Below are 22,870 nucleotides of genomic sequence, written 5' to 3'. Positions count from 1 at the left end.
GCCGGGCTCCTCGCCGCACGACGGGCGATCGCGCCCCGGCTGCTGGAGGTGCGGTGGCTGAGCCTGTCCGTGTCCGCAGACTGACCGCCAGGAGGGGCGGAAGCTGCGGCAGGTCGTGCGCCCGGGCAGCACGAGTTCGGTGCGCTACCGGCGCGCGATGATGCTGCTCGCCGCGGCAGCCGGGAACCGGGTGCCGGTCAGGAGGCGGACGGCTCGATCTCCCCCGCGAAGACGATGACCTGGTCGATGAGGCTCCGTCGCAGATGGACGACGTCCGTTCCCGCCAGGAGGGGGTCTCCGTCAGGCGTGGTGAAGACCCACTGGTACCGGGCCCATTCGTCGGGCATGTCCACCGCTGAGCAGCGCACCATCGTGCCGGTCCCCGCCGGGTGGCGCCGGATGTCCAGCACGAACCGCTCGACCGCCGCGATTCCTTCGCTGCGACCCAAAGGTCCCCAGAAGACCACGTCCGAGGTCAGGGACTGGGAGAGCAGGGCGGTCACATAACTGTCGTCCGAGGCGTTGAACGCAGAGATGAACATGTCGATCGCGGAGCGTGCGGTCTCTTCCTGCATGCCCCAGTAATACCAGCCGTCTCGCGTGCACTCGCCCCACGAGCCGCCTTCCGGTCACGGCGAACCATCCCGGTCACGGCCCTGGAGCGCCCACCTCGGTCAGGCGTCCGCCAGGAACGCCGAGACCGCCTCCGTGAACTCCTTCGGCGCCTCGCGGTGGATCAGGTGGCCGGCCGGGATGGTGGTCATGCGGCCGTCGGGGATGCGGCGGGCGAGTTCGGCGAGGCCGTCTTGGGAGACGTGGCTGGCCGGGCCGCCGGCGAGCACCAGGGTCTTGGCGGTGATGTGGGCGAGGCGCGCCAGCCAGTCGGGGGCGGGCCGGTCGAGTTGGCGCCTGACGGCCAGCACCATGTCCCAGTCGAAGGTGAGGGCGCCGTCCGGCCTGGTCGGGGTGGTCGGCTCTCGGGGGCGGGGGAGCGGGGCGTCCTCCAGGACGAGGCGGTGGATCCGGTGGGGGTGGTCCTGGGCCAGCAGGTAGGACACGACCCCGCCCAGGGAGTGGCCGATCAGATCCACCCGGGCGAGTCCCAGGACGTCCAGGAAGCCGAGCACGTCGGCCCGCATGAGTTCGAGGGAGTACGCGCCCGGCCAGTCGCTGCGGCCGTGGCCGCGGAGGTCGAGGGCGTACGTCCGGTGGCTTCGGGCGAGGGCGGGGAGGACCGCGTCCCAGTCGGTGGCGTCCTCGCCCAGCGCGTGCAGCAGGACGAGCGGCGGGGCGTCCGGCGGGCCGGACGTCCGATAGGCCAGCCGGATGCCGCCGACGTCGACCGCGCGTTGATCAGCCATGGTCGGACGATAGGTGAACGGGGGCGGCCGGGGGCCGGCGTTCACCAGCGGCCGAACCGCCGAACCGCCGAACCGAACGACCCCGGTCTCCAGGGCCCACGGGGCCGTTGGAGACCGGGGCCGACATCCCCTCGGCCGAACCGAGGCTGGTCAGGCCGACGGCAGCGGGTCCAGCGGTGCGCCGTCCGTGCCGGATCCGCGGCGCGGGGAGACCGCGCTGAGGAGGGCGCTCAGGTCCGGTTCCGCGGGCGATGCCGCGGTCGGGGACTTCGCGGCGTCCAGCATCGCCTGCGCCAACTGGCGGCCGGCGCGGGTGATGCGGGTCGGGAGCGTGTCCGTCAGCGGGTCGCCGTTGCCGCCCCAGTCCTCCGACGCCGCGTACACGGCCGTCGGGATGACATCCGCCCGCAGGTAGGCGAAGAGCGGTCGCAGCGCGTGCTCCAGCACCAGCGAGTGGCGGGGCGTGCCGCCCGTCGCGCCCGCCAGCACCGGCTTGCCGGTGAGCGCGTCGGGGTCGATCAGGTCGAAGAAGGACTTGAAGAGGCCGCTGTACGACGCGGAGAAGACGGGCGTCACGGCGATCAGGCCGTCCGCCTCCGTGACCGCGTCGATCGCCTCCTCCAGGTCCGCCGACGGGAAGCCGGTGACCAGGTGGTTCGCGATCGCCACGGCCAGTTCGCGCAGTTCGATGACGCGCACGTCGACCTCGGAGGCGTCCCCGGCGCCCGGGAGTTCGCCCAGGAAGCCGCGTACGGACTCGGTCAGCCGGTCGGCGAGCAGACGCGTCGAGGACGGCACGCTCAGACCGGCCGATACGGCCACCAGCTTCAGGGTCATGACTCTCTACTCTCCTCAGGTTTCTCGTACGTGACGGGGCGCCGTCACGCCTTCGCGGGCTCGCCCGCGCCCCGCACCGCCGGGTGCAGCGGCGCCGTCTCCGGCACTCCTGCCGGCCGCAGGCTCGCGAACTCCTTGCGCAGCACCGGCACGACCTCCTCGCCGAGGATGTCCAACTGCTCCAGCACCGTCTTCAGCGGCAGTCCCGCGTGGTCCATCAGGAACAGCTGGCGCTGGTAGTCCCCGACGGCGTCGCGGAAGGACAGCGTCCGCTCGATCACCTGCTGCGGGGAGCCCACCGTCAGCGGCGTCTGCTCGCTGAACTCCTCCAGCGACGGGCCGTGCCCGTACACCGGCGCGTTGTCGAAGTACGGACGGAACTCCTTCACCGCGTCCTGCGAGTTCTTCCGCATGTACACCTGTCCGCCGAGTCCGACGATCGCCTGTTCCGGCGTGCCGTGCCCGTAGTGGGCGTACCGCTTGCGGTACAGGTCGACCATCTTCTTGGTGTGGCTCATGGGCCAGAAGATGTTGTTGTGGAAGAAGCCGTCGCCGTAGTACGCGGCCTGCTCGGCGATCTCCGGGGAGCGGATGGAGCCGTGCCAGACGAACGGCGGGACGCCGTCCAGCGGGCGCGGGGTCGACGTGAAGGACTGGAGCGGCGTGCGGAACTTGCCCTCCCAGTCGACCACGTCCTCCCTCCACAGCCTGTGGAGGAGCGCGTAGTTCTCGATGGCGAGCGGGATGCCCTGCCGGATGTCCTGGCCGAACCACGGATAGACGGGGCCGGTGTTGCCGCGGCCCATCATCAGGTCCACGCGCCCGTCCGCGAGGTGCTGGAGGTACGCGTAGTCCTCGGCGATCTTCACCGGGTCGTTGGTGGTGATCAGGGTGGTCGAGGTGGACAGGATCAGCTTCTCGGTCCGGGCCGCGACGTAGCCGAGCAGGGTCGTGGGGGACGAGGGCACGAACGGCGGGTTGTGGTGCTCGCCGGTCGCGAAGACGTCCAGGCCGACCTCCTCGACCTTCTGCGCGATGGCCAGGGTCGCCTTGATCCGCTCGTGCTCGCTCGGCGTGTGGCCGTTGGTCGGGTCGGTCGTGACGTCGCCGACGGTGAAGATGCCGAACTGCATGAAGCTCACCTCTCGCGTGCAGCCTCCGGGCTGCCCCGGATTCATTAGTTGAACTTTGAACTAAACCCTACAACGGGGACCCCCTCGCGTCTATTCCAGGGTGTGCCCGGGGGTGTCCCGGCGCCTGTCGGCCCGGCTGAAGGATCAGCATCCTCACAGGTCAGAGGTGGTACGGGCGGATCCCGGTGATCCGCGGACCCGGCTCGACGACAGAGCGGCGCACGCCCTTTGTCGCCACCCCGCCACAGACCGCGACCGGCCTCAGTCCGCCGCTTCTCCGGCGTCCCCGGCGTCCCCGGCGTCAGCGGCGCCGTCGACCAGGAGCCGCGCCAGGTCCAGGAGCGCGCGCACCGTCGCCGGCTGCATCCCCCCGAGCGCGTACCCGGCGTGCACCAACACCGGATCGGCGGGCACGGTCGCCATCGACGCGGCCGGGATCCCCGCGTCCTGCGCGAAGTCGTCCGGCTCGTACGCGTCGTACGGCCGCCCCTTGGCGTTGGTCCCGAGCGCCACGACCGCCCCGTCCGCCAGTGCCCCGTGGCCCGCGTCCCGCAGCCGCGCCAGCTTCCGCACGGTCTCATCGCGCGAGAAGCGGTCGTCCCGGCACCACAGCACCAGCCGGTCCGTGTGGTTCAGCACCACGTCCGCCGTCTGGTCCAGGGCCGGCGGGGCCCAGTCCGTGAGGACGAACGCGTAGTGCGGCGCGGTCATCGCGAGGACGCGCATGTACTCCTGGGCGTGCCCCGGGTTCACGCCGAAGTAGCCGGAGCGGCGGTGCGCCACCACTTCGAGGCCGGACGGCAGGACCGTGGCGCAGCCGCGGACGTCCTCGTACGACGCGTCCGGCGGCAGCGCCGCCAGGTCCTTCCAGGACGCTTCGTTGCGCGCGCGCAGGAACCGCGCCAGCGCCCCCTCTGCGGGGGAGCCGTCCACCGCCAGCACCGGCTCGCCCCGCACCGCCGCGAGCAGGGAGCCCAGCGCGACCGTCAGGGCCCCCCGCTCGTCGCCCGCCGGGCCGACGAGCGTCACGCGTCGGCCGTACGCCAGCGGCGTGCGCAGCGCCGTCAGCCGCGCCTGGTCCTCCTCGCCGCGCCGGCCGCGCTGCTGGACCCCGCGCCGGCCGAAGCGGCGCAGCGGCAGCAGGTCCTCCCGCGGCTCGACGCGCAGCGGGGCGAACGGCAGCCGGGCCGCCGCGTCGTCCCTGCCCGCACCCTTCGGCGGCGCGGTCGCGCCCACCCCGCCGACGCCCTGCACCCGGGCGGTCGCCAGGTACTGCGAGAGCAGCCCGGCCACCTCGCCCGGCGTGGGTCGCTCGCGCGGGTCCGGGTCGAGACAGCGCAGCACCATCAGCCGCAGCGCGTCCCAGGTGGGGCCCTGCCACACGTGCATGCCCTCCGGCAGCCCCCGCACCTCAAGGCCGGCCCGGCTGCTGATCAGCCGCAGCAGGTCGCCCAGCGCGAGCACGTTGTCGTACGGGGTGGGCACCGGGCCGCTGCCCGCGTACTCCCCGTCGATCGCACAGTCCGACAGGTCGCCCAGGACGATCGAGCGGCGCAGCACGAACACGCTCTCCGCGCCCAGCCCGGCCGGCACCAGCCCGTTGACGTGGCAGACGTCCAGCGCGGTGGCCAACTGCCAGGCCGCGTACAGCCCGGCGAGCTTGTCGAAGGGGGCGGCGGCGGTGGGCGTCGCCCGGTCCACCAGGTCACTGAGCCGCAGCGGCTGCGCCGGCGGGTCCGACTCCTCGACGGGCGTCATCGCCAGCCACGGCGGAGAGCCGCTGAGGCTGGCGCCGAGCAACTGCGGCGCGTACCGCCCGTCGAGCCGGTGCAGCGCCTCCGCCTCCGTCTCGATCAGCCGGGCGGCGGCGGGCAGGTCGGGGCGGGGGACGCGCACGACCACCGCCGCGCCGACCTCGTCGTACCCCCGGTACACGATCGTGCGCCGGCCGCGCCGCCGTCCGGTGAGGCGGAACTGCCCCAGCCGGGTCGGGTCGTCGGGCAGCAGGGGCTCCCAGCCGTGCTCCGCGGCGGCCATCGGCCGCGCGCCGGCCGAAGGGTCCGCCGTCGCCGGCCCGTCCGCTTCGGGGCGGTCCACCGCCACGCCGAAGCGGCTCAACAGCCGGCGCTCCACGTTTGTGAACGGCCGCTGTCCGCCGGCGACCTCCGCGCCGCCCGCCGGATGCGCCAGCCAGGCCGGGAAGTCCGGCGAACGCCCCGCCAACCGCTCCAACTGCCGGCCGATGGTGCGGCCCGTGCGCAACAGCTCCGCCTGCGGCACCGCGTCCAGCAGCGCCGCCTTCGACTCGGCCGTGAAGTCGAACACCCGGTGCTTGGCGGGCACCGGCTCCGGCACCGGCGCCGGGTGCGGACGCAGCAGACCGCCGAGGAACACCTCCGCCAGGTGCGACGTCCGCGCCGGCCACGGCACGGCGCCCTGCACCAGCCGCATCACCGGGACGGACAGCGGGGCGACCGCCGCCAGATGCGCCGCGAGCCGGTACGCCTCCGGGGTCGCCGCGTCCTTGAAGTGCTGGGGGCCCTGCGCGGCACGGCCGGGGGCGACCGGGGCCCGCCGGCTCGGGCGGGCCAGCAGCGGCAGCTCGACCGTGGCGCCGGGGGAGACCAGCAGATGCGCCCACCGGCCCAGCGCCTCCACCGTCGGCTCCAGCACCGGGACCGGTACGCCGTCGAAGTCGGCGAGGCCGCGCGGCAGGACCGGGTCGGCGATCTGCCAGGAGGTGTTGGCGCCGCCGCTGCGCAGGGTCGTCGCCTGCCAGCGGTCGGCGGTGACGCCCGACGCCTCCCACATCTCGGGCGGCAGGGTGTGCAGCACCGACACCGGGCCGCGGGCGGCCCACAGCTCCAGCAGCCGGTGCATGTCGCCGCGGCGCCAGGCCGCGCCCATGCCGTCGCTGACGACCAGGACCAGGGTGCGGCCCGAGGGGTCGTTGACGCTGCTCGTCGGCAGCTCGGGGCTGTCCCGGCGGAAGGGGCGGGCGCGCAGCCGGGGGCCGTCCGGGGCGCGGGTGTCCAGGCCGTGGACCCGGAGCGACGCGAAGGCGCCGAGGCGCTCCAGCAGGGTGCGCAGCTCCGCGCCGAGCCGGTGCCACAGCAGCATCGACAGGCCGTCGTCGACGAGGAGGACGAGATGGAGCCAGCGCTCCCGGACCGGGCGCTGCACCACGTCCGGCACCCGGGTCTCGGCGAGCGCGGAGACCGTGCGCTCCACGTCGATCTCCAGCCGGTCCCGACTGGCCAGCCGCCGGCGCAACGGACGCAGCGCCCGCCCCAGCTCCAACTGCTGGGCCAGTGCCTTCCGTTCGGGCACCCGGACGGGGAGCGCCGGCCGGGGCCGGTCCGCGGCGCGCCACAGCTCCACGTCCGGCACGGGCTTGGGCTGGGCCGCGGCGTACAGCGAGGGCGCCGTCAGATCGGGCAGGTCTTCGGGGTCGGGCGCGGGCGGGACGGCCTCCTCCGCCGTGTCGTCCCTGCCGCCCGGCTCGACGGGGTCGGGCGCCGCGACGGGCGACGGGCGTACGGGGACGAGCGGGGCGCGAGCATCGGACGGGGGCAGCAGCCGGGCGAGCCACAGGACGTCGAGGACCTGGTCCGCGTCCAGGTCGTGGCCGCAGGCGCGGAGCACCCGCAGCGCCGCGGTCAGCCGCTCGCCCGCCGGGTCGACCGCGCCGACTGCGGGCCCGTCCCCTTGGCCGCCTCCTTGGCCGCCCCCGCCCGACACGGCTACATCGCCCCGGTGAGCTGGTGCAGCACGGCGTCCAGCAGCCCGTCCGCGTCCAGGTCGACCCCGCCGCTGCGCAGGAACACCGCGTTCAGCAACTGGTCCGTGGCCAGCTCCCCGGGCGCCCGCCGCTGGAGGAACCGTTCGATCAGGTCGTCCGCCTCCCGCAGCGCCTCCTCGCCCAGGTGCGCCGCGACGATGGCGCGCAGCCGCTCCTCGCCCGGCACCTCCAGGTCGAGCCGGATGCAGCGGCGCAGGAAGGCGGGCGGGAAGTCGCGTTCGCCGTTGCTGGTGATGACGACGACGGGGAACTCGGAGCACTGCACCACGCCCCGGTGCACCAGGACGGCGCCGCGCCGGTCCGCGGTCTGCACCTCCACGTCCGTCTGGTCCTCCGGCAGCCGGGTCAGCTCGGGGACGTCGAAGACGCCCTCCTCGAAGACCGTCAGCAGGTCGTTCGGCAGGTCGACGTCGCCCTTGTCCATCTCGTCGATCAGCAGGGCCCGCGGGGACGGCGCGGGCACCAGGGCGGTGCCGAGCGGACCGAGGCGTACGAACGTGCCGATCGACGGCTCCGCCGCGCCCCGGTCCCGGCTGAGCGTGGTCTCCCGCAGCCGGCCGATCGCGTCGTACTGATAGAGGGCGTCGCGGACCGTGGAGCGGCTGTTCACCGGCCAGCGCAGCAGCTCGCCCAGGCTCAACTCGTGCGCCACCGCCCGCGCCAGGGACGACTTGCCCGTCCCGGCCGGGCCGGTGACCAGCAGTGGACGGCGCAGGTGCAGCGCCGCGTTCACCACGTCGGCGTGGCGGGGCTCGATCAGATACGGCAGCGCGGCGCGGGCGGCGCCGTCGGTGGCCGCGCGGGCCTCGGGCGTGAAGCGGCGCCACGGCGGGGCCTGCGGGAAGACGACGGGCCGCGGCCGGCCGTCCCCGCGGAACAGCCGCCAGTCGGCGGCGCCGGGTGTGCTGCTCATGCGCTCTCTCCCCTGTCCGTCCCTCTTTTATCGGCCGTGTCGGCTCTGCTCGCCCGCGGCTCCGCCCCGCCGCGCGCCCTCATCCGCCCTCCGTCGGCTCGGACAGATGCAGCCGGGGTACGGTCCGGTCGGCGTCGGCCCAGGCGAGGACGGGCCGGCCGGTGTACTCCCGGGGGCGCTGCATCGTCTTGGCCCGGTACGAGCGGACCCCGTCGGGCAGTTCGCGGGTGGCGACGTCGGCCATCTCGCCGACCGCGTGCGACGTCTCCCCGCGCTCGCGGTCCCACACCACCACCGGCACCCCCACCGCGAGGCACACCTGCACGATGTCGTCGCGCAGCGCGGCGGGCACGTCCACCGAGACCCGCACCGCGTCCAACCGGTCCATCAAGGTGGCGTAAATGGCGCGGGCGTCGAGACCGGTGTCGGAGAACACCAGGGTCGTCCCCGAGTCCAACTGCTGCCATCTCCTACGCCAGTCGGGAAGGAAACGCTCGTGCCGCCGCAACAGTTCCGGGCAGTGCACGACCAGCGGGAACTCCGCCCCCAGCACGCCGGGCACGATCTCCCCGGGGCTCATCCCCTCCCACTCGTCGATCGGCAGGTTCAGCCCCGTCCGGTCCACCAGCACCTCCACCAGCGGCCGTTGCGCCGCGACCGCCGCCGGATCCAGGGTCTCCAGGACGCGCAGCAGCTCCCGCGCCGCCTCCGGACCAGCGTACGAACCGGTGGACGCGGTCGACACCTGCCGCGGCCCCGCGCCCTCGTCGCACCAGATCCGCAGCCGGTACCGGTCCCGGCCGTTCGGCGTGACCTGCACCAGCACCCGCACCCGGCCCGTGCGCTCCCGCAGCGCCCTGCCCCACTCCTGGGCGTCGCCGCGCCGCTCCTTCAGCGCCGAGTGGGGGATCCCGAGCCGGGACGCGACCCGGTCCGACCACATCCGCAGCCGCGCGTACTGCGGCGCCGTGCACAGCACGCCCAGGTACTCGACGAACCGCAGCAGCGCCGGCACCCGCGGGCCGTCCTCGGAACGACCGTCGCCGTGCAGCCGCTCCAGCCGGTCGATCAGCTCGTCCAGCGTCTGCGCCCGGCCGACGGCCCCGACGCCGCCCGCGGCGCCGTCCACCTCGACCGGCGCGCCGTCGTCGCCCCCGCCGCCCGGCGCCGTCGGTTCGTCCCCCGCGACCGGGAACGACGCCGTCAGCGGGAGCGCGGCCCGCGCCGCCTCGGCGAACCGGATCCGTACGCTTCGGTCGGTCTCGCGCAGCAGTACGTGCAGCCGGTCGTACTCCCCGGGCGAGAGCAGCAGCGGCACCGGCGACAGCCGCCCCGCGGCCAGGAGCCGGTCCGAGGCGCCGGGGTCGGAGCGCCGGATCGACTCCGTGAAGTGGGCGAGCGCGCGCGGCTGCGCCAGCAGGAAGTCCGCGAACTCCGCCACGGTGGGCGGCGTGATCTCGCTGGCCCCGGTGCCGCCGAAGGCGCGGGCGAGCTGCCGCCCGAGGTCCGACAGGCTGCTGCTCGACGGCAGCACGTCGCCCAGCGCCCGTACGAGCAACTGCCGCGCCGGGTCGGCGTCGTCCGCGTCGTGTCCGCCGGCCGCGAGGTCCGGCGCGAGGGCGCCCACGGCGCGCAGCTCGGCCTCGACGTGCTGCCAGGGCGCGCCCCAGCTACGGCGGATCAGGTGCTGCGGGCTGTGCGGCGCGGGCTCCGGGCCGTCGCTGCCCGGGGGCATGAAGTGGCCGATGAGGACGCCGACCACGGCGCCGTCGCGGAGCGACCAGATCGGGCCGCCGCTGTAGCCGCGGCCGACGGCCATCCCGGTGGGCTCGCCGTCGAAGTACCCCACGGCGCCGGCGACGTACTCCACCCGCATCGTGGCGAAGGTCGACTTGTTCCCGCTGCCGTGCCAGGACCGCACGAGCCGCCCCTGCTCCATGGGCAGCCGCTGGGCGAAGCGCTGCGGGCCCCGGTCGTAGCCCGGTTCGGCCTCGAAACGGAGTACGGCGAGGTCACCGAGCCACTCGCGGGTCCCTTCGCGCACGGCGCCGGCGCCCGTGACGGGGCGGGGCGGGATCCAGTGCGAGACGCGGGCGGAGTACGCCGTCAAGCCGTGCTTGCCCTGCACCGTCAGCCGCAGCTCGTCCGGGCCGGGCGCCCGCGGCTCGAACAGCGGCCTGCCGAGGGCGTCGTTGACGACGTGGGCGCAGGTCAGCACGGAACGCGCGTCCAGGAGCACCCCGCCGCCGGCCGCCTTTCCGCCCGCCACCCGGTGCACGGTCGCCAGACACGCGAGGGGGTCTTCCGTGGTCTGGGCGTCGGGTATCCGGAACCAGCCCACGTGTCACTCCGGCGGGGACGCGTCGGCAGCGCCCCTGCGGGTGCCTGCGGCTTGGCCTGCGGGTGACCAGGTGGCGGTGACCGTGAGGTGCGCCTTGCCCGTGCCGCCGACGATCCCCAACTTCAGGTCCTGCCCCACCTGCACCCCGAGCGTCACGGTGATCTCCGACGGCGGCACCGGCGCGGCGCTGACGGCGTCGTGCACTTCCTGGAGGAGCGGCCCGAGGGGCCGGAGGGTGCCGCGCAGGGCGGTCGTGGCGACGTCCGCGACGACCTCGCCGGCGGGCCGCCTCCGCCACGCCCCGCGGGAGTCGCCGCGGGCGACGGGCACGGAGGGGCCCATGCCGTCGGGCAGGTCCTCCTCGGCGACCTCGTACGCGTCGTCGCTGACGTCGTCGTACGCGTCGGTCGCCGCGGGCGCGAGGAGGAAGCGGACGGGGGTGCCGTCCGGGAACTGGAGTTCAGCGGAGTGGGCCACACTCCATTGTGCGCGGCGACTGCGTCGCACATGGCCGAAACCGCGCGACAACGCGCCCTGGATTCAGTTCCGTTGCGGAAGTCCTGCGCCATGTGAACAACCTCGCCGCTTCCCTGCGGGAGCGTTGGTCCCCGCGGCCCGGTGGTGGGTTTGTCGCGCAGTTCCCCGCGCCCCCAACCTCCTCCCTGGCCCCGCAGACGAATGGCAGGGGCAGCGCATCAGGGGCGCTAGGGGCCCCCACGCCCTTGGGGCGGGGGGGGCGGAACCGTGCGAACAGCCCACCACCGGGCCGCGGAGACCAACGTTCCCGTAGCGCAACGGCGAGGTTGTCCGGGGGTGCCACACCCTACGGGCGGCGCCCACCACCGTCTTGCGGTGAGGCCGCATAGGCGCGGCCGGGGCAAACGCGCCGGGGCCTGTCTGACCATTCTCGTCGGGTCAGCGAGCGCCCGCCTGGCTGGCAGCCCGGAGGTGCGTCGACCACCCGGCGGGCATCGCCGAGCAGGACCTACGAACGGCGGGCCAGCAGGTGGGCGTCGAGGAAGCCCCGTTCAGAGACCGGGTCGTGGAGCAGCCTGGCGAAGGGAACAAGCCCGGCATCGGCCAGCAGTTCGGCGAGGCGGTCTGCCGGCCAGCTGTAGGCAGGTGTCACCTTGTGGTCGAACTGGACCGGCTCTGGTCCGTCGGTCCCGAAGAACGAGACCAGGAGCAGGCCACCCGGAATCAGGACGCGTACCTGCTCGGCGAGCAGCTTCGGGAGTTCTCCCGGAGGGGTGTGGATCATCGAGTAGTGGGCCAGTACGCCGCCGAGTACGCCGTCCTCGATCGGCAGGGACTCCATCCGCGCCTCCTGGAAGCGCAGTGCCGGATGGGCCCGCTGGGCATGATCGACCATGCCAGGGGAGAGGTCGAGTCCGAAGGCGTCCAGGCCCAGTTCGTGCAGCATGGCCGTCAGATGTCCAGGACCGCACCCGACGTCCGCTGTCTGCAGGTTGCCTGTCGCGCGAACCAGTTCGGCGAAGGTGCCGATCATGGCCCGGGTAAGCGGCCATGCCTCCAGCCGGTCCGCGAACAGTGATGCGTACAGTTCGACGACTCCGTCGTAGGCCGCCCTGGTCTCGTCTTGATGATTCGCCACAGGCGGGAGCCTATAGCCGGTCTGATCATTGATCTTGTGGCAGGTCGAGGTGAGCTGACGGATGCGGCGTGGGAGCGAATGGAGCCCTTGTTCCCGCGGGCGGGCGGACGCGGTCGTCCGTGGGGTGATCACCGGCAGGTGGTCAACGGGGTGCTGTGGCGGCTGCGGACCAGGGCCCCGTGGCGCGATCTGCCCGAGCGGTACGGTCCCTGGCAGACCGTCTACGAGCGGTTCGCCCGCCGGGAAGCGGACGGGACCTGGGCAAAGCTGCTGGAACACGTCCAGGTCCGCCACGACGCGATGGGCAGGGTGGAGTGGACCGTCGCTGTCGACTCCACGATCAACCGAACTCACCAGCACGCGGCCGGCGCCCGCAAAAAGGGGCCGCGGACGGGGACGAACCGGAAGATCCGGGCCGCTCGCAGGCGCGTCAGGCCCTAGCCCGTTGACGGGGACGACACCGACGGGAACAGCGCGCGGAAGACGTCCGCGGAGTCCGTGCCCGAGCGGCCGAAGGGTGCGTCGAAGTCCCAGACCAGGAACAGCAGGAAGGCGATCAGTGCGGTGAAGAAGCCGGCCAGCAGCAGTTCCTGGTAGCTGCGGCCGATGTTCATGGTGAAGATCAGGCCGACCGTCACCAGCGCGCCGATGATCAGGCCGAACCACACCACCCCCGGCAGCGTCGCCCCCGCGCTCGCCACCCGTGAGTTGCGTGCCGCGTCCGCGACCGCGACCTGGTCCAGCATGGGCTGGTACGCGTGCGCCTCCAACTCGTTCGCGGGGGTGTGCTGCGCGACGTCCGAGCGGACCTCCGCGAGCAGCTCCGCGCCCCGCCCGTTCACCTCCCGGCCCTCGACCATCCGCGGCCACTCCTGGCGCACGACGTGCGTGACGTACGCGTCCACGTCGTCGCGGAGCGCCGCGCGGAAGTCGGCGGGGAAGACCTCCGCGCGCTGCACCACCTCGTGCAGTGCCTGCGCCTCCCGCCGGGCGTCGTCCTGCGCGGCGCTGCGCGCCTCCCAGACGCCGGCGATGGCGAGGCCGAGGACGATCGCGTACACGACGCCGACCATCATCGTCATGTACTCCAGCACGTCCGGGGTCTCCACCCCGGCGCGGTCGCCGTCGCCGGCAAGCGCGGCACTGGTGCGGCGTCTGCGGTGGTTGAGCAGGGTGACGGCGAGCACGACGGCGCACGCCGCGGCCATCACGATGGCCAGGACCAGCCATTCGGACATGGGTGTCTCCGTACTTCAGGGGGGCGGGCGGCGCCCGGGCCGTCAGCGGCCCCGGCGGGGCTTGAGCAGCGCCGCGGCGAGCACGGCCGGCGTGGTGGTGACCAGCATCAGGACGACGATCGACATCCCGTCGTGCCGCGGCTTCGCCGGGAGCGGCCGGTGGGCCCGTACGGGCTGCACGGTCCGGGTGATCGGCTGGACGCGCGGTGGCGCTGGCGCGGGACGGGGCGCCGTACGGGACGGGACGACGACCGGCACCGGCACGGGGGCGGGTGCGACGTCCGGCCCCGGAGCCGCGGGTGCGACGGGCGGGCTCGACGAAGGCGGAGGTGAAGGCGGGGTCGGCGTCGGCGTCGGCGTCGGCGTCGGCGTCGGCGTCGGCGTCGGCGAAGGCGAGGGCGTCGGGCTGGGGGTCGGCGACGGAGTCGGCGTCGGCGAAGGCGTGGGGGTCGGCGTGGGAGTCGGCTTCGGCGTCGGGGACGGCGTGGGCTTCGGCGGCTTGGTCGGGCACCCGCGCAGCACCTGCACCGACACCTTCACGGACACCCGCACCGGACGCGGCCCGGACGCGGAGACCGCGGCCGAGGCGCACACGACGCCCGGCACGTCCACGCGCGCGTCGACGGAGACGTGGAACGACGGCACCGGCCACGGTCGGCTGACCGCGTACGGCAGAACGGCGTCCGTACGTACGGCTGGTGAGGCCAGCGGCGACGCCGAAGGGGCGGGCCGGGACGACTGCGACCACGGCGCCTTGGACACGCTCACAGCTACGGACTCACGTCCCCCACCTCCCCCCGGGTCCCCACCCGTGGCGACGGCCACACCCACCCCCTGCGCACCGAGGAGGACCGTCGCGGCCACCAGTGCGCTCAACTGCTCCCATCGGGCCACATCAGCACGTTATGGGCGCAAGCCAGGACACAGGTAGCACTATCACTTGGACTGATGAATGAGACGTTTGTCTGATCGTTCACCCACAGGAGCATCAGGGCCGGACAGGGGTGCTGTGCGCACGGCTTCCCCCGTGTCTGAGGCACCGCCCCACCGGTACGGACTAAGCCGGCATGCGGGCTCCGACCGGCCGTGAGACGTTCGCCGGGTGAGGGAATCCTTGATCGCCGCGGTGCAGGCCGGCGCCGGAATGACCGTCGCCGCGCTCACCGTCATGGCGCTGCTGCTGCTGGGTGTCGCCGCGCTCCGCCTGTCGAGCGCGGGCCGTACGGACCCGTCGGACGAGGCCCGTTCGCTGGCGCTCGCGCTCTACGGGTGCGGGGCGGCCGTCGTGTCGCTGAGCCTGTTCGTCACGGTGATATAGCGGGGCGGCGGGACACGACCTACAGCCAGCCGTTGCGCTTGAAGGCCCGGTGGATGACGCAGCAGGCCGTCGCCATGACGCCGAGGACCAGCGGATATCCGTACGTCCAGCGCAGCTCCGGCATGTGGTCGAAGTTCATTCCGTAGACGCCGCAGACCATCGTGGGCACGGCGATGATCGCCGCCCACGCCGTGATCTTGCGCATGTCCTCGTTCTGGGCGACGGTCACCTGCGCCAGGTGCGCCTGGAGGATCGAGTCCAACAGCCCGTCGTACGCGGCGATCTGCTCGCCCACCCGCGCGAGGTGGTCGACGACGTCCCGGAAGTACGGCTGGATCGCGGCGCTGATCGGCGCGGCGGGCGGCTGCTGCGTGGCGAGCGCGAGCAGCGGGCGCTCCAGCGGCCCCGACGCCCGCTTCAGCTCCAGGAGTTCCCGCTTGAGCTGGTAGATCCGGCCCGCGTCGGCGCGGCCGGCGGACGCGCTGAAGACGGCGTTCTCCACCGCGTCCACGTCCTCCTGGACGGCGTCCACCACGGCCAGGTAGTCGTCCACGACCTGGTCGGCGATGGCGTGCAGCACGGCGGCCGGCCCCTTGGCGAGCTGCGCGGGGTGCTCCTCCAGGGCCTCGCGCAGCGGCCCGAGCGAGCCGTGCCGCCCGTGCCGCACGGTGATCACGAAGTCGGGTCCGGCGAAGACCATCAACTCGCCGGTGTCGACGACCTCGCTGGTCGCGGTGAGTTCGGCGTGCGCCACGTACACACAGGGCTTGAGGACCGCGAACAGGGTGTCCCCGTACCGCTCGACCTTGGGCCGCTGATGGGCGTGGACGGCGTCCTCGACGGCGAGCGGATGCAGCCCGAACACCTCGGTGAACACCGCGAACTCCACCTCGGTGGGCTCGTGCAGCCCCACCCACACGAAGCCCCGGCCCCTCTTGCGGACCTGCCGCAGCGCCTCGCGGGCGTCGCCGTCGCACCGCTGGCGCACGCCGTCCGCGTACACGACGCAGTTCACCACGGCGCTGCCGAGCGGCGAGCGGGCGGGGTGGGAGAGGTCGACGGGACGGCGGCGGTGCGCACGGCGCATCGCGCGCCGAAGCGTCCGGATCATCGGCACGGTGGGCTCCTTCGGGACGTGCCAGTCTCCCACTGACGGCCGACTGGTGGAGGAGTTGTGCCCAGGTCGGGAGCCGGATACGCGGCGCGCTCGGAGGGCCGCGTGCGCGCGCAGGGTCAGCAGCGCGGCGAGTGTCACCCCGGGGCGCGCCTCCACCTCGGTCGTGGCGGTCCAGTGCGCCCAGCGGATCGGCCACCCGCCGTCCTCCTGCTGCTGGGAGGCCGGGTGGCGCAGGCCGCGCGCCATCTCCGCAGCGCTGAACCACGCCCGGGCGAGGCTGTCCGGCCGGGACGCGGTGTGCCCATACCGGGACGGTAGGCCGCCGGTCAGGGCGCGTCTTGCACGATTCGGACGCTCCTCGTCCCTTGGCGTCGCCGGGCGACGACCGTACGGTGACGCCGTGAGCAGCAGCGACCCGGACCTCCCGGACCCCTTCGACGACGACGAGCACTCGGGGAACTGGATCGACGAGGCACTGGGCGAGGACGAGGGAGAACTCCTCGCCGAGCTGGACGCCCTCGACCGGCTCGACATCGTCATCAGCACCGCGTGGGACCTGACCGTGCAGATGGAGACGGCCTTCCACAAGGCGGTGCAGGACGCCGTCCAGGCCGACCACTCCTGGGCGGAGATCGGCGAACGCCTCGGCCTCACCGAGCAGCAGGCGCGCCACGAGTACGACCGGGGCCAGGTCTTCCTCCAGGACCCGGCGCCCGGCGTCACCAGGAGCGCGGAGCTGGTGGCCGCCCTGACCGCGGCGCACCGGGCCACCGTGGAGGGGCGCGGCCCGGACGTGGACACCGACCACCTGCTGGAGGGCCTGCTGAGGGTCGACGGCACCGCGGCCACGGTCCTGGGCTCCCTGGGCGTGACGCGCGAGCGGGTGCGGAGGGCGTGGCTGCGCATGGCCGACCCCAGGCCGCGGGACGTACTGCTCCAGGGCTACTCGGCGCCGGCCAGGACCGCGGTGGCGGCGGCGGAGCTGCACGCCGTGGAGACCACCCCGGAAGGCACCCCGGTGGTCGTCGGCACCCACCACCTGCTCGCGGTCCTCCTCGCCGACCCGTCCTCGCGCGCGTGCGTGGCCCTCACCGAACTGGACGTGTCCCCCGACGTCGTGCGCCACGTCCTGTCCGCGCACACCCCGCCCCCGCGCAACTTGATGGGCCGCCGCTTCCGGTACGGGCCGCGGCCCGCGGGGTAGCGGGCCCGCAGTCTCTCGGGCGGCGGTTCAGGTCGTCGGGGCGCCGCCGAGGCTGATTTCGTTGCCGTCGGGGTCCCGGTAGACGACCTTGGTCACGCCGCCTTCGTACGTCTCGCGCCGCGCGGGCGCGATGCCCCGGCCGGCGGCTCCCGCGACCCGGGCGTCGAGGTCGGAGACGAACGACAGCACCAGGGCGTTTCCGGCCCGTTCGGGGTCCTGCACGATGTACACGTAGCGGTGCTCGGCCAGCTCCCACACCGCTTCGACGTCGTTCGGCAGGAACGAGGGCTGGCTGCCGAGGAGCCGTTCGTACCAGGACAGCGCCGTGGTGAAGTCGGTGACGGGGATGCCGGCGAAGAGGTCCAGGGACATGCCGTCCTCCAGGTGCGGTCGAGGTGCCGACCGTGGCGTCGGTCGGTCACACCAGCTTTGACCACCACGAGCCGATCAGGCGCTCCCACGCCGTGCGGCGCGAGTCCTCGGCCCCGGGAGCGGCGCCGGGAGTGGCCCCGGGAGTGGCCCCGGGCTTGGGCTTGGGGGAGGGCTTGGCCGGGGTCTGGGCCGCGCGGTCGTACACCTTCTTGGCCGTGGCGCCGAGCACTTCGCCGTACATCTTGGTCGGGGTCATGGAGTCCAGCGATCCGTTGACGGAGACGAGGACGCCCTTGCCGGTGGCGGCGTCGAAGTCGGCCAGCCACGGGCCGCCGCTGGAGCCGCCGGTCATGTCGCAGGGGATGACCTGGGTGCCGTCCTCCTTCTTGGTCCTGCCGGTGCACCTCAGGAGCTGCTCGCCGCGTTGCGGGCGGGTGGCGGAGTAGCCGAAGGCGGAGACGGTGCTGCCGACGGGGCGGTTGAAGGAGACGGGCAGGCCGCCCACGGCGTCGGTGAGCTTGCGGCCGTCCTTGTTGGCGTCGACGGTGAGCGCGGCGACGTCGTTGGTGGACTCCTCCTCCCAGGTGCGCGGGGACGCGACGGTGCGGACCGCGAACGCGCCGTGCGGCGCCTTGCCCTTGGCGTAGCCGGGCACGAACACCATCGTGGTGTTGGTGTTGACGGGGGAGGAGCCCCGGCGCACGCAGTGCGCGGCGGTCATGACGGCGGACTTGTTGGCGCTGGTGACGGCCGTGGCCGTGCACCAGGTGTCGGAGCCCCGCGCGTTGACGAAGAAGAGCCGTCCCACGGACTTCAGCGCGGTGCCCTGCCACGGCTTCGCCATCGGCCCCGTCGGCCCGAGGTCCACGGACTTGCCGACGGCCTTGATGCGGGCGGGCGTCCAGTAGGCGAGGGCGTCCCGGCGCTCCTTCGCGGAGTACGTCAGGACGGAGACCGGGTTCGCCGCGGTGGCGTCCGCCTGGGCGGTGGCGGCCATCGCCGGCACCGGGGCGGCGAGGACCAGGGCCGTACCGGCCACGACGAGTCCCGTGGCCGGGCCGCGCAGGCGCCGGGTCACGGAAGGCGATGTCTCGGTCATGGCGGCGGTCTCCTCGGCTGGTGCGGGCGGCGAACGGTTGCCAGTCTGCGCGGCGGGAGGAGGGATTCCGCCTGCTCAGCCTGGTCTGTCGACGTCCCGTGACACACGTGTGCGGATTCGCGCACACGCGTGACGCAACCGCGGTCCAAGCGGCCCCCGGGCGACCCCGGGCGACCCCGGTCAGGGCCGTGACACGTCCCCGCCCGCGTTGTGGATCATCCGCTGGAGCACCTTCAGCGCGATCAGGTACTCCTCGTCGGAGACGTCCGCGTGCACCCGCTCCCGGTTGGCGCGCTGGGTCTCGGCGGCGCGGCGGTGCAGGGCGCGGCCCTCGTCGGTGAGGCGCAGCCGGCCGTCCGCGTCCTGGACGAGCAACTTCCGTTCCACCAGGAGGTCGACGTCGGGGGCGAGGCCGCCGGCGCCGACGTCGAGGTTGGCCTGCTGGGCGGTGATCACCTCGGCGCGGGTGGCGCCGTCCTCGGCGTGCAGCACCTGGTGGAGCACCCACCACTGCGGCTGGGTGACCCCGATCGCCGCGAGCCGGCCCCTGGCGTACGCCAGCAGCGTCTTGTTCGCGGCCCACGTCCAGTACCCGACCGGCTGGTCGACCAGGTCCGCGTCCTTGTGCGAGTACTCCATCACGCCACCTCTTCCGCTTGCGCCGCACCGGCCTCGCCCGCCGCGGTCGGCGGGCTCCTCCCGCACCGTAGAACCTCAACTGTGGTTGAGATCAAGTGTGTTGAGGGTCACTCCGGACTTCCCGGGCCGGGGGTTAACCCCCCTCGACGCACACGGGGTCGCCGGATGGGCCGGGACGGCACGGGCGATCACCCTTGGACCATGGCCACTCACTACAAGGCAGCAGCCCTGACCCTCTCCGTCGTCACCGGCGTCACGACCCTCACCGGAGCCACCGGGGTCGCCGGTGCGAGCACGCCCCGCGCGCCCGTCGGGGCGGCCGCGCCGGCCCTCGCGTGGAAGGCGTGCGCCCAGCCCGGCGGGCCGGCGACGCAGGAGTGCGCCACGTTGGAAGTGCCGCTGGACTACCGGGATCCGGACGGCCCGAAGGCGTCCGTCGCCGTGTCGCGGGTGCGCAGCGAGGACCCGGGCGAGCGGCGCGGCACGCTCCTGATCGTCCCCGGCGGGCCGGGCTCCTCCGGGGTGCAGCGGCTGACCCAGAAGGCCGCGGCCCTGCGGCAGCAGGTGGGCGACGCGTACGACCTGGTGAGTCTGGATCCGCGCGGGGTCGGCGGCAGCACCAAGGCGGAGTGCGGACTTCCCGATGCCGATCGGTACTTGACGTCCGTGCGCTTCTGGCCCGGCGCCGACGGCTCCATCAAGGAGAGCGCGGAGCGGTCCGCGCGCACGGCCGAGCTGTGCGCGCGCAACGGCGGTGCGGTGCTGCGCAGTTTGAGCAGTGCGAACGAGGCGCGGGACATCGACCGGCTGCGGCAGGCGCTCGGCGAGCGCAAGTTGTCGATCTGGTCCATCTCGTACGGGACGTACGTCACGGCGGTGTACGCGCAGAAGTTCCCGCACCGCACCGACCGCGTGGTGCTGGACAGCAGCGGCGACCCGGACCACCGCAGGGTGGCCCGCGGCTGGTTGGCGAACATGTCCCGTGCGGTGGATGAGCGGTTCCCCGACTTCGCCGCCTGGGCGTCGGACCCGGCGCGGGGGTCCACGCTGCGGCTCGGCGAGAGCCCCGAGGAGGTGCGGAAGCTGGTCGTCGACCTGATGGCGCGCCTCGACCGGCAGCCGAAGCCGACGGCCGATCCGAAGCTGGAGCTGACCGGCAACGGGCTGCGCCAGTCGGTGCTGGACGCGCTCTACGACGACGCGCGGTTCGAGGGCCTCGCGAAGCTGATCAAGGCCGCGCACGAGCCGGCCGGCGTGCCGGTGCTCGACCCGGTCCAGACGAAGCCGCTGCCGGACGCCGACGTGGCCGTGTCGATCGGCGTCGTCTGCAACGACGTGTCGAACTGGCCTGAGTCGGTGGCCGGGTACGAGCGGGCCGTGGCCGTCGACCGGGCGCGCCATCCGCTCACCGGCGGCCTGCCGCAGAACATCACCCCCTGCGCCTTCTGGAAGAACGACCAGCGGGAGGAGCCCACCCGCATCACGTCGGACGGGCCCTCCAACATCCTGATGATCCAGAACCGGCGCGACCCTGCGACGCCGCACTTCGGTGCCCTGGAGATGCGGCGGGCGCTGGGCGACCGGGCCCGGATGGTCACCGTCGAGAAGGGCGGGCACGCGGTGTACGTGGGGACGGGCAACGCCTGCGGCGACCGGACGGTGACCGAGTTCCTGACGACGGGGAAGCGGCCCGCGCGGGACGTCTCCTGCCCGGGCTGACCGCCCCCGCGCGTCGGATGGTCGCACGGTCACGCGGCGGGGCGGTCATGCGGTGGGGCGGTCATGCGGCCCGTCGTCACGCGGCGGGGCGGTCCGCCTTCAGCACCTCCAGCAGGCTGGAGAAGCTGTCCGCCGCGTGACCGGCGGCCATGCCGCGGCGGAAGAGCTCCACGACGGTCGACGGCAGAGTGGTGTCCACGCCCGCGTCGGCCATCGTGTGCAGCACGTGCTCGGTGCTGGCGACCCCCATCGCCAGCCGGTCCACGTCGCCCTCGTGGTTCCCCGCGTCGATCCGCTCCGCGTAGAAGGCGGTGAAGGACTCCAGGCTGCCGAGGGTGGCCCTGGCGTGGTCGAGGATGTCGGCGGCCTTGAGACCGTGGGCGTCCGCGAGGGCGACGGACTGGAGCATGCTGAGCATCGACGTCCAGAACATGCCCATGCCGAGCTGGTACATCAGCGCGGCGAGGCCGGGCTCCTCACCTAGGTAGTCGGGGCGGGTGAGCACGCCCAGGGTGTCCCGGTGCCGCTCGAAGGCGGCGCTCGGCCCGCTGTAGAAGGTGTTCATGTTCTCGGTGTCGCCGATGCCGGACGGTGAGCTGGCGACCCCGCCGGTGAGCATCGTCGCGCCGTGGCCGGCGAGCCAGCGGGCGCCCTCGCGGGTCTTCTCGGGGGTGTCGGAGCTGAGGTTGACGACGACCCGGCCGGCGAGCGCGTCGGCGGCCGGGTCGAGGATCGCGTACATCGCGTCGTAGTCGGTCAGGCTGAGGACCACCAACTCGTTGGCGCGCAGGGCGTCCTTGACGTTCGCGGCGAGCACGGCGCCCTGCTCGACGAGGGGTTCGGCGCGCGACGGGGTCCTGTTCCAGACGGTCACCTCGTGTCCCCGGTCCAGGAAGGTGCGGACCATGGCCTGACCCATGGGGCCGAGCCCGATGACGGTGACGGGGCGGGCGGTGCTGGCAGCGGTGGTCGCGGCGGTGGCAGGCATGGCTGTCTCCCTCGGCTCTAGAATGAGCGCTCTATTTAGAGCACTGACGCGACAGTAGCACGGCGCTAGAGCGAGCGTTCTATCTAGAGGAGGGCTTGGTCGGCGTCAGTTCGTGAGCGAGTCGGTGAGCGGTCGGTCCGGGGTGACCTCCTGGACGTGGACGACCGCGTCGAACCAGTCCCGTAGCGATCCGCCCGTCATGTGGTGTTCGGCGTGGTCGACGGCGGTGAAGCCGGGGCCGACGAACCGCGTCCTGGTGGCGCCGTCGAGCCAGGCCGCCACGGGCGCGGGCCCGTCACCGCGCAGGTCCAGCAGGTAAGCGGCGGGCTCCGCGCTCCCCAAGACCGCCTCGGCGAACTCCGCGGGCGGCGCCGGGACCCGGGCGGTGACGCGCTCGGCGCCGGGGCCGGGCGCGACGACGGTGCCGTGGTGGAAGGTGAGGCCGACCGAGACGTAACCGGGCCCGTGGTGCCGACGCAGCCAGCCGCCCGCGTTCCGGTGGGTCAGCGGCGGCGAGGAGGGCGCGAGCGTCCGCGGGTCGCCGTTCGCTGTGTGCACGAGCCCGCCCCAGTAGACGACCTTGGCGCCCTTGTTCCCGGGGTGCTCGTGCCAGCGGATGACGTGGTGCGCCAGGTCCCGCTCGATGCCGGCCAGGCCCTCCTCCGGGGGCGAGGGCTCCGCGCCGGGCACCGTCGCGGTGAACCGAACGGGGTCGTCGGGGTGCTGAACGTTGTACGAGCGCATCCACTCGACGAGGTCGAGCACTTCCTGCGAGCGCCAGAACGACCGGGCCCCCGCCAACAGCGCCCGCGGGTCGCCCGCCCCGGTGCTGACGTACGCGTCGAGCCCGACCCGTGCCGCGTCGTCCCCCTCCAACGCGACGGCGCGGAACCCCGCTTCCTCCACGAGCAGCCGTACGGCTCGGTGCGCGAGTGCGGACAGCTCGTGCGTCTGGCGGGACGCGGCGCCGAGCGCCACCACTGAGGCGTCGCCGACCAACGGCACCAGCGGCCGGAGGTCGGTCAGCGGCGCCGACGGGTCGAACGTGGTGAGCGGGTGGGCGCGCCCCTCGATCCACGGGACGACCTGCCGGGCGAGCGGGGGGACTTGGTTGACCTGGGCGGACATCGTGGACTCCTCGGTGTACGCGAGCGGTGCCGGGGCGAGCCCCGGC

21 protein-coding genes and 2 pseudogenes are annotated in these 22,870 nt (G+C 73.6%); 6 read left to right on the top strand and 17 right to left on the bottom strand.

All coding sequences use genetic code 11. The features are described 5' to 3' along the window. Window positions 1–53: 53 nt before the first annotated feature. A pseudogene (locus AB0E05_RS24165) lies at window positions 54–199 on the top strand (IS630 family transposase); the annotation flags it as partial. On the opposite strand, the gene AB0E05_RS24160 reads toward AB0E05_RS24165, so the two are convergent. The 9 genes from AB0E05_RS24160 to AB0E05_RS24120 form a co-directional block, all read right to left on the bottom strand. Beyond that, a complete protein-coding gene (locus AB0E05_RS24160) occupies window positions 198–575 on the bottom strand; it encodes a nuclear transport factor 2 family protein (protein ID WP_361966873.1) in 378 nt (125 codons plus the stop codon). The pseudogene AB0E05_RS24165 and the gene AB0E05_RS24160 sit on opposite strands and share 2 nt — an antisense overlap. A gap of 99 nt (window positions 576–674) precedes the next feature. Then, window positions 675–1,361, bottom strand: a complete 687-nt coding sequence (locus AB0E05_RS24155) for an alpha/beta fold hydrolase (RefSeq protein ID WP_361966871.1) — start codon at window positions 1,359–1,361, stop codon at window positions 675–677. 150 nt (window positions 1,362–1,511) lie between these two features. Continuing rightward, window positions 1,512–2,198, bottom strand: a complete 687-nt coding sequence (locus tag AB0E05_RS24150) for an FMN reductase (protein ID WP_361966869.1) — start codon at window positions 2,196–2,198, stop codon at window positions 1,512–1,514. Between the two features lie 44 nt (window positions 2,199–2,242). Further along, entirely contained in the window at window positions 2,243–3,331 is a 1,089-nt protein-coding gene (locus tag AB0E05_RS24145; protein ID WP_361966867.1) for an LLM class flavin-dependent oxidoreductase, read from the bottom strand. Window positions 3,332–3,592: 261 nt separating this feature from the next. Then, window positions 3,593–7,072, bottom strand: a complete 3,480-nt coding sequence (locus AB0E05_RS24140; RefSeq protein ID WP_361966864.1) for an SAV_2336 N-terminal domain-related protein — start codon at window positions 7,070–7,072, stop codon at window positions 3,593–3,595. A 2-nt stretch (window positions 7,073–7,074) separates the two neighbouring features. Beyond that, complete coding sequence (locus tag AB0E05_RS24135; RefSeq protein WP_361966862.1) at window positions 7,075–8,046, bottom strand: MoxR family ATPase; 972 nt, start codon at window positions 8,044–8,046, stop codon at window positions 7,075–7,077. Window positions 8,047–8,125: 79 nt separating this feature from the next. Further along, window positions 8,126–10,387 (bottom strand): trypsin-like peptidase domain-containing protein, encoded by a 2,262-nt coding sequence (locus tag AB0E05_RS24130; RefSeq protein ID WP_361966860.1) that lies wholly within the window; start codon window positions 10,385–10,387, stop codon window positions 8,126–8,128. A gap of 3 nt (window positions 10,388–10,390) precedes the next feature. Further along, window positions 10,391–10,864: a CU044_2847 family protein gene (locus tag AB0E05_RS24125; RefSeq protein ID WP_361966857.1), complete on the bottom strand. Its 474-nt coding sequence runs from the start codon at window positions 10,862–10,864 to the stop codon at window positions 10,391–10,393. Window positions 10,865–11,372: 508 nt separating this feature from the next. Further along, a complete protein-coding gene (locus AB0E05_RS24120) occupies window positions 11,373–12,002 on the bottom strand; it encodes a class I SAM-dependent methyltransferase (RefSeq protein WP_361966855.1) in 630 nt (209 codons plus the stop codon). A gap of 36 nt (window positions 12,003–12,038) precedes the next feature. Here AB0E05_RS24120 and AB0E05_RS24115 point away from each other — a divergent pair. Further along, window positions 12,039–12,448, top strand: a pseudogene (locus tag AB0E05_RS24115) (IS5 family transposase); the annotation flags it as partial. Here AB0E05_RS24115 and AB0E05_RS24110 read toward each other — a convergent pair. Next, on the bottom strand, window positions 12,440–13,240 hold the full coding sequence (locus tag AB0E05_RS24110) for a hypothetical protein (RefSeq protein WP_361966853.1): 801 nt from the start codon (window positions 13,238–13,240) through the stop codon (window positions 12,440–12,442). The pseudogene AB0E05_RS24115 and the gene AB0E05_RS24110 sit on opposite strands and share 9 nt — an antisense overlap. 42 nt (window positions 13,241–13,282) lie before the next feature. Further along, window positions 13,283–13,420, bottom strand: coding sequence for a hypothetical protein (locus AB0E05_RS24105; protein WP_361966850.1), 138 nt, complete (start codon window positions 13,418–13,420; stop codon window positions 13,283–13,285). Between the two features lie 7 nt (window positions 13,421–13,427). On the opposite strand from AB0E05_RS24105, the gene AB0E05_RS24100 reads away from it, so the two are divergent. Then, window positions 13,428–14,171 carry a hypothetical protein gene (locus AB0E05_RS24100; RefSeq protein WP_361966847.1) on the top strand — a complete coding sequence of 248 codons (744 nt, stop codon included), beginning with the start codon at window positions 13,428–13,430 and terminating at the stop codon, window positions 14,169–14,171. 171 nt (window positions 14,172–14,342) lie between these two features. After that, window positions 14,343–14,558, top strand: a complete 216-nt coding sequence (locus tag AB0E05_RS24095) for a hypothetical protein (RefSeq protein WP_361966845.1) — start codon at window positions 14,343–14,345, stop codon at window positions 14,556–14,558. 19 nt (window positions 14,559–14,577) lie between these two features. Here AB0E05_RS24095 and AB0E05_RS24090 read toward each other — a convergent pair whose 3' ends face one another. Continuing rightward, complete coding sequence (locus tag AB0E05_RS24090) at window positions 14,578–15,669, bottom strand: magnesium and cobalt transport protein CorA (RefSeq protein WP_361967135.1); 1,092 nt, start codon at window positions 15,667–15,669, stop codon at window positions 14,578–14,580. A 406-nt stretch (window positions 15,670–16,075) separates the two neighbouring features. Between AB0E05_RS24090 and AB0E05_RS24085 the strand changes: the two genes are divergently transcribed. Continuing rightward, window positions 16,076–16,879 (top strand): Clp protease N-terminal domain-containing protein, encoded by an 804-nt coding sequence (locus AB0E05_RS24085; protein ID WP_361966843.1) that lies wholly within the window; start codon window positions 16,076–16,078, stop codon window positions 16,877–16,879. 27 nt (window positions 16,880–16,906) lie between these two features. Here AB0E05_RS24085 and AB0E05_RS24080 read toward each other — a convergent pair whose 3' ends face one another. From AB0E05_RS24080 to AB0E05_RS24070, 3 genes are all read right to left on the bottom strand, one after another. Further along, window positions 16,907–17,251 carry a VOC family protein gene (locus tag AB0E05_RS24080; protein WP_361966841.1) on the bottom strand — a complete coding sequence of 115 codons (345 nt, stop codon included), beginning with the start codon at window positions 17,249–17,251 and terminating at the stop codon, window positions 16,907–16,909. Window positions 17,252–17,297: 46 nt separating this feature from the next. Further along, complete coding sequence (locus AB0E05_RS24075; RefSeq protein ID WP_361966839.1) at window positions 17,298–18,350, bottom strand: trypsin-like peptidase domain-containing protein; 1,053 nt, start codon at window positions 18,348–18,350, stop codon at window positions 17,298–17,300. A gap of 180 nt (window positions 18,351–18,530) precedes the next feature. Next, window positions 18,531–18,989 carry a MarR family transcriptional regulator gene (locus AB0E05_RS24070; protein ID WP_361966837.1) on the bottom strand — a complete coding sequence of 153 codons (459 nt, stop codon included), beginning with the start codon at window positions 18,987–18,989 and terminating at the stop codon, window positions 18,531–18,533. Between the two features lie 201 nt (window positions 18,990–19,190). Between AB0E05_RS24070 and AB0E05_RS24065 the strand changes: the two genes are divergently transcribed. Next, on the top strand, window positions 19,191–20,708 hold the full coding sequence (locus AB0E05_RS24065) for an alpha/beta hydrolase (protein WP_361966834.1): 1,518 nt from the start codon (window positions 19,191–19,193) through the stop codon (window positions 20,706–20,708). Between the two features lie 76 nt (window positions 20,709–20,784). On the opposite strand, the gene AB0E05_RS24060 is transcribed toward AB0E05_RS24065, so the two are convergent. Both AB0E05_RS24060 and AB0E05_RS24055 read right to left on the bottom strand, forming a co-directional pair. After that, complete coding sequence (locus AB0E05_RS24060) at window positions 20,785–21,696, bottom strand: NAD(P)-binding domain-containing protein (protein WP_361966831.1); 912 nt, start codon at window positions 21,694–21,696, stop codon at window positions 20,785–20,787. Window positions 21,697–21,801: 105 nt separating this feature from the next. Next, window positions 21,802–22,824, bottom strand: coding sequence for an erythromycin esterase family protein (locus tag AB0E05_RS24055; protein WP_361966829.1), 1,023 nt, complete (start codon window positions 22,822–22,824; stop codon window positions 21,802–21,804). Window positions 22,825–22,870 lie beyond the last annotated feature (46 nt).

It is taken from the genome of Streptomyces sp. NPDC048057, assembly GCF_040653095.1.
In the GTDB taxonomy this organism is placed as follows: domain Bacteria; phylum Actinomycetota; class Actinomycetes; order Streptomycetales; family Streptomycetaceae; genus Streptomyces.
Note: the sequence above shows the minus strand (reverse complement) of the source record. Positions and strands in the feature narration are given on the sequence as shown.